At 28.1% G+C, this 14,927-nt stretch carries 13 protein-coding genes; 10 read left to right on the top strand and 3 right to left on the bottom strand.

Annotated features, from left to right (window positions below; translation table 11 throughout):
* The first annotated feature begins 230 nt into the window (after positions 1-230).
* From JK634_RS16605 to JK634_RS16570, 8 genes are all read left to right on the top strand, one after another.
* Positions 231-1,130, top strand: a complete 900-nt coding sequence (locus tag JK634_RS16605; protein WP_202768847.1) for a sensor histidine kinase — start codon at positions 231-233, stop codon at positions 1,128-1,130.
* Between the two features lie 32 nt (positions 1,131-1,162).
* The gene (locus JK634_RS16600) at positions 1,163-1,783 is read left to right on the top strand and encodes a response regulator transcription factor (protein WP_202768846.1); all 621 of its coding nucleotides are present in this window, start codon (positions 1,163-1,165) and stop codon (positions 1,781-1,783) included.
* Between the two features lie 97 nt (positions 1,784-1,880).
* The gene (locus tag JK634_RS16595) at positions 1,881-2,816 is read left to right on the top strand and encodes an ABC transporter ATP-binding protein (protein ID WP_202768845.1); all 936 of its coding nucleotides are present in this window, start codon (positions 1,881-1,883) and stop codon (positions 2,814-2,816) included.
* A gap of 10 nt (positions 2,817-2,826) precedes the next feature.
* Positions 2,827-3,957 (top strand): ABC transporter permease, encoded by a 1,131-nt coding sequence (locus tag JK634_RS16590; protein WP_202768844.1) that lies wholly within the window; start codon positions 2,827-2,829, stop codon positions 3,955-3,957.
* The gene (locus JK634_RS16585; protein ID WP_202768843.1) at positions 3,954-5,102 is read left to right on the top strand and encodes an ABC transporter permease; all 1,149 of its coding nucleotides are present in this window, start codon (positions 3,954-3,956) and stop codon (positions 5,100-5,102) included. Before JK634_RS16590 ends, JK634_RS16585 begins: the two co-directional genes overlap by 4 nt.
* Positions 5,103-5,175: 73 nt before the next feature.
* On the top strand, positions 5,176-5,352 hold the full coding sequence (locus JK634_RS16580; RefSeq protein ID WP_202768842.1) for a hypothetical protein: 177 nt from the start codon (positions 5,176-5,178) through the stop codon (positions 5,350-5,352).
* 181 nt (positions 5,353-5,533) lie between these two features.
* A complete protein-coding gene (locus JK634_RS16575; RefSeq protein WP_202768841.1) occupies positions 5,534-6,748 on the top strand; it encodes an MFS transporter in 1,215 nt (404 codons plus the stop codon).
* A gap of 134 nt (positions 6,749-6,882) precedes the next feature.
* On the top strand, positions 6,883-7,515 hold the full coding sequence (locus JK634_RS16570) for a hypothetical protein (RefSeq protein ID WP_202768840.1): 633 nt from the start codon (positions 6,883-6,885) through the stop codon (positions 7,513-7,515).
* Positions 7,516-7,562: 47 nt separating this feature from the next.
* Here the strand turns inward: JK634_RS16570 and hydE are convergent, their stop codons facing one another.
* Positions 7,563-8,615: a [FeFe] hydrogenase H-cluster radical SAM maturase HydE gene (gene hydE / locus JK634_RS16565; RefSeq protein WP_202768839.1), complete on the bottom strand. Its 1,053-nt coding sequence runs from the start codon at positions 8,613-8,615 to the stop codon at positions 7,563-7,565.
* A 172-nt stretch (positions 8,616-8,787) separates the two neighbouring features.
* Between hydE and JK634_RS16560 the strand changes: the two genes are divergently transcribed.
* Positions 8,788-9,858, top strand: coding sequence for a mannose-1-phosphate guanylyltransferase (locus JK634_RS16560; RefSeq protein WP_202768838.1), 1,071 nt, complete (start codon positions 8,788-8,790; stop codon positions 9,856-9,858).
* Between the two features lie 31 nt (positions 9,859-9,889).
* Here JK634_RS16560 and JK634_RS16555 read toward each other — a convergent pair whose 3' ends face one another.
* Entirely contained in the window at positions 9,890-11,485 is a 1,596-nt protein-coding gene (locus JK634_RS16555) for a response regulator (protein ID WP_202768837.1), read from the bottom strand.
* 29 nt (positions 11,486-11,514) lie between these two features.
* Positions 11,515-13,335, bottom strand: coding sequence for a sensor histidine kinase (locus JK634_RS16550; RefSeq protein WP_202768836.1), 1,821 nt, complete (start codon positions 13,333-13,335; stop codon positions 11,515-11,517).
* A gap of 226 nt (positions 13,336-13,561) precedes the next feature.
* Between JK634_RS16550 and JK634_RS16545 the strand changes: the two genes are divergently transcribed.
* The gene (locus tag JK634_RS16545; protein ID WP_202768835.1) at positions 13,562-14,896 is read left to right on the top strand and encodes an ABC transporter substrate-binding protein; all 1,335 of its coding nucleotides are present in this window, start codon (positions 13,562-13,564) and stop codon (positions 14,894-14,896) included.
* Positions 14,897-14,927: the final 31 nt, after the last annotated feature.

The following is a 14,927-nucleotide window of genomic DNA, read 5'->3' as shown; positions in this document are numbered from 1 at the left end:
CAAAGAAGGAGGAGGAGAAAATCAAAACTTTTAATTATTCTTCGATTTTTTTTAGGGTATTAGTTGCATTATATGCATTAATTATTAGTATAAAATTTAATAGAGATCAGTTTAACAGAATAATTATCTTTTATTTACTAATCTATTTCTGCTTCTCAATAGGCTTTTATCTTTTAGATAGGCAAGTATTAAAAATATTATTTATATTTTTTGAAGTAATAGTAATTTATATGTTGTATAAAATCAATCCAATCTTTATAATCCTTGGTTCACAAATTATCTCAGAATTATTTGAATTTAATGAATTAGTTAAGTATGGGTCGATGATTTTAATATGTATTTTAGGGACTGTAATTACAAAAGAGAATAAGTTTTTATTCTATCTTCTTCTATTTATTACATATGCATCTCTAAGTATAATTAAAAGTTATTTAGAGAAGACAGATAGTTTAGAAAAAGAAAATAGGGAACTTAGAAAAAACTTAACTTATTATAATAAACTAGTAGAGAACTCAAAGGATTTTGAAGAACAAGTGTTATACGCAACGCAACTTGAAGAAAGGAATAAGCTATCGCAGCAAATGCATGATAAAATTGGACATGTAGTTGCAGGAAGTTTAATGCAGTTAGAGGCAGCTAAAGCTATAATTGAAGAGGATACAGAAGCGTCTAAAAAGTTACTAGAAGGAACTATTTCTGTACTAAGAAGTGGTATAGAAGATATAAGGATAACTTTACGAAACATAAAGCCATTGAAAGAAGAATTAGGAATTAATAGACTTAAGCTAGAAGTAGATAGAGCACTTAAGCATTCTTCAATTAATAGTCATATAAGCTTTAAAGGAGAACTAAACAACATAAATTATAATCAATGGAAAGTAATAATTGATAATACAAAAGAGGCATTAACTAATGCCATAAAATATTCTAAAGCAAAGGATTTTTGGGTTAATATTCATGTAATGAATAAAATGCTCAAAGTAGAACTAAAAGATAATGGTACTGGATCAAGTATAATTACAAAAGGTTTAGGAATAGCTGGTATGGAGCAAAGAGTTCAGGAATTGGGAGGTAATATAACTTTTGATGGATCAAGTGGATTTTCAATAGTCATATTAATGCCTATATAAATTGTAAAAAAAGTGAATTGGGGAGAGATAATATGATACGGTTATTAATTGTTGATGATGATGCATTAATAAGAGAAAGTCTAAAAATTATTTTAAAGATGGATAATGAAATTGAGGTAGTAGATACCTGTGATAATGCTTTAAAAGCTATAGAGGTATGTAGCAGTAATGAAATAGATATTGTGCTACTAGATGTTAGAATGCCAATAATAAATGGGGTAGAAGCTACAAAAGAATTGGTTAAAAATAAAAAAACTAAGATTATTATATTAACTACCTTTGATGAAGATGAATATATAAGAGAGGGTATTAAAAATGGAGCTTCTGGTTATTTGCTTAAGAGCACACCACCAAAAGATATAATACAATCAATAAAGATGGTTGCAGCAGGTAATCATGTATATGGTAGTGAAATAATAGAAAAACTAAAAGATTCACTAGAGAAGAAAATCAGTATAAATAAAGAGTTATTTACAGAAAGGGAACTTCAAATAATGGAAGCTATTTCTGAAGGCTTATCAAACAAAGAGATAGCAGCAAAACTCTTTATATCTGAAGGAACTGTAAAGAATTATATAAGCAGTATTCTAGATAAGACAGATCTAAGTCATAGAACTCAAATTGCTATATATTATATAAAAGGAAGTATTTAAAAGATGACAAAAGTCATATATAAGTTGTGACCTTCTACCCTAAGAAAGTAGAAGGTTTTTTATTATACTTAAAATATAAGTTAAAGGAGGGAATATAATGAAGATTTTAAATATAAACAATTTAGAAAAGAGATATGGAAATTTTCTAGCAGTAGATAATATTTCACTATCGGTAGAAAAGGGTGAAGTATTTGGACTATTAGGACCTAATGGTGCAGGAAAGAGTACAACCATAAATATAATTATAGGTCTTCTAAAGAGTAATGGTGGAGAAATACAGATCTTTGAAAAAGAACAAAAAGAATATGGGAAGGAAATAAAAAAGAAAATAGGGATAGTGCCTCAAAATTTAGCTATCTATAGGGAATTATCAGCAGAAGAAAATATTAAATTTTTCGGATCAATTTATGGAATTAAAGGAAAAGCACTAAAAGAAGCTGTAGAATATGCTTTAGAGTTTACTGGGCTTTTAGAGCATAGAAAGAATAAAGCTAAAAATTTCTCTGGCGGAATGATGAGAAGGCTTAATATAGCATGTGGAATAGTTCATAAACCTGAACTTGTAATTATGGATGAACCTACAGTAGGAATAGATCCTCAATCCAGAAATCATATATTAGAATCAGTAAAAAAATTAAATCAAGATGGATGTACTGTTATATATACTTCTCACTATATGGAAGAAGTTGAAAACTTGTGTAATAGGATTGCCATAATGGATAAAGGAAAGATAATAGCAGAAGGGACTCAAGAAGAGTTAATTACAATGGTTTCAGATACTCAAAACTTAGAAGTTGAGATTTCAGATATTAAAAATATTGATAAGGAAGAAATACTAAATATAAAAGGGGTTAAAAGTTTAATTATTAAGGATGAAGTTCTAAATATAAATTCCCTTAGAGAAGTAAGTAATCTTAATTTGATTATTGATTATTTAACTTCTAAAGAAGTAAAAATTAGAAATATAGGATATACAGATATTAACCTTGAGACTGTATTTTTAAATTTAACTGGAAGAAATTTAAGAGATTAGAGGTGATATCATGAGAAAGATATTTGCAATAATTAAATATGATATATTGGCAAATAAATCTAGTAAGTATATCATGACAATTTTGTTTTATCCAATAGTACTAACATTAGTGTTAGGATTTGTATTGAAAAATGTATTCTATTCTAATTATGAAATGGAAAAAGTCAAGGTATATTATGTTTCTGATGGAAAAGAAGCAAGTGCTCAATTTCTTGATGTGTTTAAGTCTTTGCAAGGTAAAATAGATTTTGATATGGAAAAAGTACAAGATATAAATGAAGCCAATGAAAAAATTGGGAAAAATTATGATTCATTAGCAATAAGTTTTACCGATAAAGAAGTAAAAGTTTATAGAAATAATAATGGAAGTGTTTCAACTGAAATTGTTTATGGAGTTTTAAATACAATTGCAGATAAATTTAATGTAATGTATTCTATTGAGAAAATAAATCCAGGGGCTATTGGAAATATTGATTTTAGTAAAGTTCAAAAAGATTTTACAGATTTTAAGAAGATAGAGTTAAAAAGAGAAATGACTTCGTATGATTACTATGGAGTAGCAGAATTCACCATGATAATTATGTATATAAGCTTGTTTTCATTAGGAATAGTAAACACTCAAAGAAGAAATGGGACAGAAGGAAGAATATTTCTTGCAGGAGTATCAAAGCTTCAATATATCATTTCCAGAATCTTAAGTATGACTATATTTAACATGGTATTAATGACAGTTCCTTTTATCATACTCAAGGAAATAATAGGAATCTATTATGGAACAGATTTACTAACTTTGTTCACCATTTTTATAACATTAAATCTTTTTGCAGCAGCCTTAGGGGTAACCTTTGGGTTCTTATTTAAAGAGGAAAGAGTAGCAAATACAATGATTCAGGCTGTAGTTATTCCAGCCTTGACCTTTTTAGGTGGAGGATATGTTTATTTCGGTGATAACATTCCCTTTGTCTTTGATTTAATCACAAAGTTTTCACCACTTAGATGGGCTAATAGATCAATAATAAACATGATTTATGGTGGTGATTATAGCAAAGTCTCAACATCTGTTGCAATTAATTTAACGCTAACATTAATATTAATCCTAATTTCTTATTTAAAGATCAAGGGAGAGGAGAAGTTATCATGAGTGAATTTTTTTATCTAGTAAGAAAAAATCTGAAGTTAATATTCAATTCAAAGTTAATAATAGCACAATTATTAATTCCGGTTGCAGCAACCCTTGCATTTATAAAATTATTTTCATCAATGGGTGGGACTTTAAATTATGGTGTCATGGATTTAGATAAAACTACAAGCTCAAAATATGTTATAGAAGGAACCAAAGTTAATAAAGGAAATATTACGTATTTTGAAAGTGAAAGTGAATTAGATCAAAAGATAAAAAATAGAGAAATAGATGGAGCTTATATAATTCCTAAAGGATTTGAAGATGCAATACTAAAAGGTACAGATAATAAGATATCAATAATTATGGGTAGTGATAGCAGTTTGAAAAATTCATTACAGTCTAGCATAAATGATAAATCAGGAACACTAACACAAATGGCCCAAGGGGCTAAAGGAATTAAAGAAACGTATTATAAGATTATGGATGAGAGTGGTAATAAAATCATTAGTGTTAACCAGTATAATTTAGAAGACAAAAAATACGATTTTCAAGTAACCCAAATGTCTGTTGGAATATTGATATTCTTTATGATGATAAGAGCTAGTGCTACGTCTGATATTATGTTAGAAGAAAAAAGAAGTAATTGCTATAGTAGGATATTTGCTTCACCAGTAACTCCGTTGAAATTCATTGGAGCAAATATACTAGCAAACTTGTCAATATTATTGATACAAATGTTGCTCACAGTATTTTTTATGGAATGGGTGTTTAAAATAACCACAGGGGTTCCGATGCCGATGCTACTATTTGCTCTATTATTAATATCATTAGTTGCTATAGCATTTACAACTATGATGGGAATAGCAATAAAGGATGATAAAGTATCAGGGCTAGTGAGTAATTTATTAATGAATGTAAGTTGCATGGTAAGTGGTTGTTTTGTTCCGGTTGAATGGATTCCCCAGAATATAAGGAGTATATCTTATGTATTTCCTCAAAGCTGGGTTATGGATATATTGGAGAAATATCAAAATGGAATAGGAGATTTTAAAGATATTTTAATAAATATAATAACCCTTATAGCATTTATAGGCACATTCTTGGTAATTGCAGCATATAAGATAAAATATTCTAATAAAGAGATGAGTCTAGTGGGAGAGTAATAAGTTGTAATATATTGACAGGGAATTAAATGTTTAATATAATTAATGTATTATTTTATAAGGAGGATAGATTATGACTAATATAATTGGTACTGTAAAGTTTAAATTAAATAAACAGTGGAAATATAGCAGCTCCGTAATGAAAAGTGCAATTTTGGACTTCTACGGGAGAAGTGCGTCCATTTTTAGAATAAGTACTAATTATTTTATATATAACCTTGACTCTAAAAAGTATCTTTTTGTTTCATAAGATTATTATTTAAGTTTTTTAGGCTCAAGGTGGATATCTTGAGCCTTTTTATATAAAATAGAGATTTCTTTATATTGGATACACTTTTTCTTATAAGCCTTATTATGTCTTTGATTTTTAATAAAAAAGACAGGGGCTTATTTTTATTTTAGTAAAAAGATTTTCAAAGGAGTGTATATCAATGAATATGAAGAAAAGTTTAAATAGAAATATATCAATAAGCTATATTTATAGTTTTTTAATACAATTAAATGTAACATCAGCAATTTGGGTACTATATCTTGCATTTAAGGGAATGTCTCTTGTTCAGATAGGATTAGTAGAATCTATTTATCATATTACAAGCTTATTATTTGAATTACCTACTGGAGCAATTGCAGATATATATGGGAAGAGATTTACCTTAATACTTGGCAGAATTCTTCAAATTATATCAAGTATTCTGATGATAACAGCTAATAGTTTTTTAGGATTTACAATAGCATTTATATTTTGTGCAGCTGCTAAGAATTTAAATTCAGGTTCTGCAGAGGCATTAGTATATGATAGTTTAAAAGGACTAAATAAAGAAGAAAAATATAAGATTATATGGGGTAATCTTGCATTTTTTATGTCAATTGCCCAGGGAATAGCAGTACTACTAGGAGGAATACTTGCAGATTTAAGTTTTATATATGCATATATTTTAGGGTTAATAGTAGAAATTATAGCATTAATAATAACTTTTGGATTTACTGAAGTTACTACAGAAAATGGATGCAAAGAAAATAATGCATTAATAGGACAATTAGTCACCAGTGTTAAGGTATTGAAAGTAAGAAAAGTAGTTTTATATTTAATTTTATTTTCTGCTTTGATAGGAAGTCTTCAAACTACCGTATTCTTTTATTGTCAAAAGTATTTTGAGGATTTGGATTATACAAAGACATCTATAGCATTAATTTGTGCATTAGGTAGTTTGTTTGAAGCAATATTTTCAAAATATGCATATAAAATTGAGAATTTCTTTAAAATTAAAGGGATACTAATTGGAATATCTACTGTAAATATATTAGCTCTAACGGGTCTTGCGGTATGGCAGAACTTGTCTGTGTTTTTTTTCTTACTAACATCTATAACTGGAGGATTAGCATATACCATTTTAAGTGATTATATTAATTCAAGAATACCATCGGAGTATAGAGCAACAATACTTTCAGTGGATAGCTTATGCTTTAGTTTATTCATGATTTGTATTTTCCCTTTATTCGGGCTTATAGCAGATAAGATTGGATTCACTATGACCTTTGGAATAGTTGGAGGGATGTATATTCCTGCTATAATATTTATACTTTTTAAATTAAGAAAGTATAAAGTTATAGAAGTTAGTGAAGATGAAAGAAAATTAGAAAAATAGGAAATTGTTAATTCTAGCCTCAAAAAATATTTTTTCTTGAGGCAATTTCTATAAAAAGTTAATAGTATCATGAATCTTTCTTGAAAAAAACTATATAATTTACATATATAGTAAAAATGTAAGGGGAAGTTATTATGAATTATATTTTAAAACTAAAAGAAAGAACAACACAAAATATTTTGGCAATGGTATTACTAGTAGATCTTGCTATTTCAGAAGTTTTAAAGTTAAATGTAACCTTTGTACTAGGGTGTATACTTGCCGTAGTATATATTTCATATTTGAAAGTTATAAGGCCTATCTTAGCAAGAAAAAGATATACAAATATTATAACTACATTTGTACGCATAATATCAATAGATGAAATAATAGGCTTAATTACTATAATAATTCTAATGGGCATAATAGAGTTTATTAATATTAGACAACATAATGGATTACTTCCAGGTCTAGTTTCCTTTAGTGATATTTCCACAATAGCACTTAATATTACATTTGTAGCAGTACTTAGTATAGTTATATTCAGCTATGTAATGTATAAAAAGTATAATATTCAAATGATTAGTGAAGGTTTACTATTAAGTGATGGTGAATTAATACCATGGAATGAAATAAAGATAGTTCAAAAGGAAGAAGCAAAAGACTATATTGTTTATTTAATATCAGTAAATGAAGAATCCAGTGCATATAAAATTAAGCTAAAAATAAATAAATCTGTAACTGAGATAGTAGAAAAGAAGTTTAAAGAGAATAATATTTTTATATAAAAATAAAGAGAACCTGTAATATAGAAACTATTACAGGTTCATTTTATTTAAATTCTAACTTTCGGACTTGTTCCGTTACCTCTAAAGCCAGGACCATCAGATATTTTCCTGCCTAATCTAGTAACCTTGCCAGTAATACATCCTCTGCAGTGAGCAGGGGTATCACTAATACATATCTTTCCTGGGTAAAGAGCATATAGTGCTCTATATTCTCCTTCAGTTACATTTGGCATAACAACATTTGCGCCAGATTGTAATGCTATAACTCTACCTTCCTTATTTAGTGATTCCATAGCTGTAGTGGCAGGTATATTAATATCAGGGAGTACCAATCTAACTAAAGCCATCATTTTTAATGCTAGAGTAAAATCACCACCTTTTTCATTAGCAAGAGGTGTATCTTCGTTAGGTATAAATGGTCCTATACCAATCATATCAGCATCTAATTCCTTAAAGAACAGGATATCATCAGCTAAAGATTCTAAGGTTTGTCCAGGAAGTCCTACCAAAGCTCCTGATCCAACTTCATAGCCTAAAGCTCTTAAATCTCTAAGACATCTTTTTCTTTCTTCATGACTCATTCCAGGATCCATGTCTTCATATAGTTTTTTATCAGTAGTTTCAATTCTTATTAAATATCTATCTGCACCTACTTCTTTAAATGCTTTGTATTCTTCAAAGGTTTTTTCACCAAGGCTTAAAGTGATAGCGACGCCTAAAGCTTTAATATCAGAAACTATCTCTTTCATTTTTTCAACAGTGAAATAATCATCTTCCCCACCTTGAAGCACAATGGTTTTATATCCGTAACTAACAGCTTTATTAACAAAATCCATTATTTCTTCATAAGAAAGTCTATATCTTTTAAGATTTTTATTATCTCTTCTTAGACCACAGTACAAGCAATTTCTTTTACAAATATTTGTAAATTCTAATAATCCTCTTAAATGAACATAGTCACCTAAGTATTTTTGTCTAACGGCATCAGCAGCTTTAAATAGTTCATCATTAATACTATCATCTTTTAATATTTCAAGTATTTCTTCTTTGCTAAGGATATGTGTTTCCTTACCTTTGTTAATTAAGTCAATTGTATTCATAAATTCCTCCTAATGGAAAAAAATTATCTAAAAATAAAGACTATAGAAATTATACTATATTATTTTACATTAAAAAAGAATAATTATCTTATTTTTATTCTAAATGGAAATTTATCACAAAAAAAATACACTTTTCATAAAATACTATATAACAATTTATGGAGTGAAGGCATTGTTATACGCATTAATATTAGCCGGAGGAAAAGGGACAAGGCTTTACCCCCTTTCAAGAGGAGCAAATCCAAAGCAGTTTCTTAAAGTAGTTAATAGCAAAAGCTTCTTACAAAATACTGTTGATAGAATAAACCCTCTAGTGGAAAAAGACAATGTTTATATAGTGACCAATAAAGATTATCTCCCAAAAATAAGGGAGGAATTGGAAGGGTTTAAGGAAGAAAATATATTTTTTGAACCTGAAAATAAAGAAACTGCCACATGTATAGGTCTTTCAGCCGTTAAACTCCTTAAAAAAGATAAGGATGCTCTTATGATAGTTCTTCCATCAGATCATCATATTGAGGGTGAAAAAAACTATATTGAGACTTTGGAGCAGGCAGTAGAGATAGCAGAAAGAAGAAGAGGTATAGTAACCTTAGGAATTGATCCAACTAGACCTGAAACTGGATACGGATATATAGAGATGGGTGAGAGAATAGGAGGAAATTTTCCATCATATAAAGTAGCTAGATTCACTGAAAAACCAAATTTGGAGGTAGCAAAGGATTTTTTAATTAAGGGAACTTATCTATGGAATTCTGGAATGTTTATATTTAGAGCGGATGTAATACTAAGAGAAATAGAAAAATATATTCCTAAAATGTATAAATCTCTTATGGAAATATATAAAAGCCTAGGAGAAGAAAATGAAGAAGAGGTAATAAAGGAACAATATAAACTTATTGATGGAATATCAATAGATTTTGGGGTAATGCAGAAAACCAGAAGAGCCTATGTGATAAAAGGTGAGTTCTTTTGGGATGATATAGGAAGCTTTGGAGCACTGAGTAGATTTCTGAATAATCAAAATTCTAACTCAATAACTAATGGGGTTTTTCTAGAAGAATGTGAAAATTGTTCTGTATTTGGAAATGATAAAAACCTTATAATTGGGTTTGGAATTAAAGATTTAGTAATAGTAGATGCTGGTGATGTAATACTGGTTATGGATAAAAGTAGAGATCAAGAAATAAAGCATTTATTTAATACCATTGGAGAAAAAGAGAACTTAAAAAGGTATTTGTAAAAAGCCTTAGGTGAAAGCCTAAGGCTTTTGCTTAAATAAAATTTGATATACTTTCTCTAAATTGTTTAGGTGTTAAGCCAGTATATTTTTTAAAGGTTTTAGAAAAGTGTTTTTCATTACTATAACCAACTAGCTTCGCCACTTGATAGTTTTTTAATGTCCGATTCTTTAGAAGTTCCTTAGATTTTTCAATTCTATAACTGTGAAGAAATTCTAGGAAGTTCACGCCTGTTTCTAATTTAAATAATTGACTGAGATAAGTTGGGGTTATATATATAACATTAGCAGTAGATTCTAAAGATATATCTTTATTATAGTTATTAATTATATAATTCATCGCTGCAGATACTAAGGAATTATTTTTATGATTTTTGTTTATTTCATTGAATATTTTATCTAAGATTAGCTTCACCTGATCCTTAATTTCATTTATAGTCTGGCATTTTAATATTCTATGAAAAGGTGAAAAATCCTTAGTGGAAGCAAAATCAATATTAATATCATTTTCTATACAAAACTTATAAATACTACCTAAAAGTGATAAGGTTGAACCTTGCAAATAATTTTTCAAGGGAAATCCACCTTTTGATAATGCATAATAAAAAGATTCAATATACTTGTCTATAATTAAGTTATCACCAGTTCTCAAAGCATTTATTATAGCTAGTTCTTCCTCAACTGGGTAGAAACTTTGTTTTGCTTCTGATTCCTTTACGTCATGGATAGAAATTAATATGTCATCACCTAAATAAAATTTTGAATTAATAGCAAGAAATGATTCTTTATAACACTTATCAATTTCTTTTAAATTGGTGACAGGATCACCTATTCCAATACTTACTGTGAAACCAAGGTTAGCTTTTATAGAATCCTTTAATCGTACTAACGATTGCTTAATTTCTTCATAAGAGTAGTAGCAATTAGATATAAATAAAATTATTACTATATATTCCTTATAATCTAATAATTCAATGGTAAATAGACTATTTAGATTATTATAAATCAAATCTTTAATAGAAATTTTAATTGAGTCAATATCTATTTCATTATATATATCATAAATCATTGAGGAATAATCTAAAGATATAACTGGTACTAAAATATAATTAAAATCATTTTGAATATTATACATGTTAAGCTTAGATTGTAGATTTTCGCTGGAATAGTCATGATTACCTAATATAAGTTCTGTAAATAACTTTTCCTTAAGAGTTAATAGGTTTTCATTTAACAGCGCATCCTTTGAACGTTCAACATCTAATGTTTCTTTTACATTTAAAACAACATCTAATATTTCAGATGGCTTACAGGGTTTTAAAAGGTAATTTGAGGCACTTAATTCAATAGCCTTTTTAGCAAAAGAAAAATCATCATATCCACTTAAAATTATGCATTTTGATTTTATTTTTCTTTTTGTTAGTTCTTCAAGAACTTCTAAACCAGTCATTTTTGGCATTTTTATATCCATAATAATTATATCTGGCTTAAGATTAATAATACTATTCAATGCATCTAATCCATTATCAGCCTCTCCAACTACTTCTATATCATAATCTTCCCAGGATATTAAAGATTTTATGCCATCGATTAAATCTATTTCATCGTCAGCTAAGAATAACTTGTACATAAATCAAACCTCTCTTAAATTAAAATATACTATTTATTAAGACTGTTATTGAGTGGAATGGAAATTGTAACAGTGGTACCTAAATTAAGTTCGCTTGTTATTATTAGAGTATAGTTATCGCCATAATAAAGTGATAAACGTTGATTAACATTTCTTATTGCATAACCATTTATTGTATTTAATTCATCAATTTTTTCAAGACTTAATAGATTGTTTATAGTTTTATTATCCATACCTTTACCATTGTCAATTATTTGAAATACTATAAAATCTTCTACTAGTTCCCCAGAAATAATAATTAGACTTCTATCATTATCTTCTTCAGTACCATGTATTATTGAATTTTCAACAAAGGGTTGAATAATAAGCTTAGGTATTGAGTAATTAAGAATTTTATCTGAAATATTAATTTTATATTTTAACTTGTCTCTATACCTCTTTCCTTGAAGTAGAAGATAGTTTTCAATAAAGTCAGCTTCTTCTTTTACTGAAATAAATTCTCTACCATTACTTAAAGTTATTCTAAATAGCTTAGAAAGAGCATATACCATATCACTTATTTCAGTTTGTTTTGATTTTTCAGCTTTCCAAAAAATCATGTCTAAAGTATTGTATAAAAAATGAGGATTAATCTGAGCTTGCAAAGCCTTAAGTTCTGCTTCCTTTTCCTTAAGCTGCAATTTATATACACTGTTAATTAAAGTTTGTATATTATCAATCATGTCGTTATATTCCAAAACTAACATTCCAAATTCATCTTTATATTTAAAGGAAACTTTTTCTTTGAAATTCCCTTTCTTAACTAATCTCATTGAAGCTAATAATTCCTTTAATGGAAGAGTTAATCTTGTAGATAAAAATATTGAAAGTAAAAAAGATATAATAAAGCATCCTAAAATCACTCCAAAAGTAAGCTCCATAATTGAGTGTAGATTTTTAAAGATTTCTTTTTCAGGTGTAAGGGAAATTATCCTCCAATTGCTATTTGTAATATTATCGAAAGTAGCGATATAATTAGAACCTTTAAGTTTTACAGTATTATATCCAGAAGAAGATTTGATATATGGAATAATAGAGTTTAAACTTGCTTGGTTATCTATTACATTATAGGGGTCATTTAGAGCTATTAAGTTATTATTGCTATCTAAAATTAAAACACTGTTTGAAGAAACCTTTAATTCTTGGGAATACATATTCTCTATGGTTGAAGAATTAATACAAATGACCATAAGGCCACATTCTTTAAGGGTATTTGTATCTATTATAGTTCTAACCATAGCAATTTTATCGCTCTTATTATCAGATATAAAAGGAGTATTACCACTTTTGATTTTAAACCAAACAGGCTGTCCTTTCATCTTATGCGCAAGAGTATATATATCATCTTCTTTAAACTTATTATAGGACTTTAGACCTGTACTCCCATCTTTGCTTAAGTAATAATTAGCTCCAAGATCACCATAAATAGCCATAAAGCTAATGTAATCTTTTGAGGCCAGGAGTATATTTAGCGGTTCTAATCCATACTTTGTGAAGTTTTGATTATCATTAGAAACTTCTTCAGTCTTTACATAAGATTGGACAAGTGGATTTAAACATATAAAAGTTGATAAATCGATTACATCTTTTTGCAAAAAGTCTATATTAGAACTTATTTGCTTTATATCTTTAACGTTAACTGAAGTCATTTGTTCCTTTAGAGACTTTGATGATACTAAATATGAGTACCCCCCTAAAATGAGCGAGATAAAGGATATAATAGTCATGAAAAATATAATCAATTTATTTTTAAGGGTCATATTCATATAAATTTTATTAAAATTTCTATATATACGTTTTAACATAGACATAAAAAGCCTCCGAGTAGATATAAATTAATTTTATATTAAAGGATAATAAATTTCAAATATTTCCACAAGAGGTAAAATATAAACTTCTAAAAAATGAGACCATTTTCATAAATTTGAATACTATTATTTAAATGAAAAGGTTTATATAATTACTCTAGCAGTATAAATGTGTGAGCAACTTGATAGCTTTTAAAAGACTACTAATTTAAGTAGGGAGAATACATATATGAAAAGATTAAAGGGATATAGATTTAAGTATGTTATATTTTTTGTTTTCGTTGGTATTATTAGTTTTGTTGGATGTGAAAATAACGGAGAAAAATCAGATTACAAATCAAAAGAAAGTAAAGAAGTAACTATTAAGTTTCTTTCCAATTTACCTGAAAGAACATCAGGACAAGGAAAATTAGAGCAATTACTTATAGATAGATATATGGAGGAAAATCCAAATGTGAAAGTTGAGGTTGAAGCATACCAAGACGAACCATATAAACAGCGATTTAAAGCTTATGCGATATGTAATGAATTACCAGATATATTTTTCATTTGGGGACAACCATCATTTTTTAATCCTGTAATGCAAGGAGGATATGCATCAGAGTTAAACCTGGACTACTTTTATAAAAATAATTTTAGTGAAGATTCTTTAAAAGGCTTTAAGATGAATGACAAACTTTATGGAATTCCCAAAAGTACCGATTATATGGTCTTATATTGTAATAAAGATGTATTTAGTAGATTGAATCTTAAAATTCCAAGTAATTATGAGGAGTTAATAGATTCATGTAAAAAATTAAGAAGTTCAGGCATTAATCCAATAGCAATGAATATGAAAGATAAATGGCCAATGGCTTTGTTATATCAAGAACTTGTTCTAATGGAAGGAAATAATCAAGCACTTATTTATAAAGCAATTAATGGTGATATAAAGTTTTCAGGAAATGAAACATTAAAAAAAGCAGCGGAGGATTTACAAGAACTCTTAGAGGTAAATGGGGATATAAACCTATCTACATCAGAAGATTATAACTTATCAATGAATTTATTTACTCAAGAGAAGGCTGCAATGTATTATATGGGATCTTGGGAATTAGGAATGTATAATAATCCTGCCCTTTCAGATAGATTCAAGAAGAATATAACTGCTATTAAGTTTCCTCAAAAAAATGATAATGATGAGAAAGGCTTAATAGCATGGAATGGAGGTGGATATGCAATATCAGCTAAATCAACTGTAAAAGATGAAGCTATGAAGTTATTAGAGTATATGATGAGAGCTGATAATTGGCCAAAAAATGGATTGGAAATGGGACTAATCGTTCCTGCTCAAAGATATCAGGGCGAATTAGACTTTAAAGAGTCTCCACTTCAGAAAGAACTAGCAAAAATATTAAGCAACTCAACTTCAATAAGTGGAACATCTTGGCATGATAGTATGACGCCGGATTTCAAGACAGTAAGCGAAGAGTTGTCCTATGAATTAGCAGCAGGTATTATATCACCGGACAATTTTTTATCGCAAATGGATCAGGAAGTAACTAAAGAAAAAATCAATAAATAGATGTAAGTTTAAAAAATGAAGGGGGAAAATT

The sequence above is a fragment of the Clostridium paridis genome, from assembly GCF_016765615.1.
Classification (GTDB): Bacteria; Bacillota; Clostridia; order Clostridiales; family Clostridiaceae; genus Clostridium_T; species Clostridium_T paridis.
The sequence above is the reverse complement of the archived record's forward strand: the minus strand, read 5'-3'. Positions and strand labels throughout refer to the sequence as shown.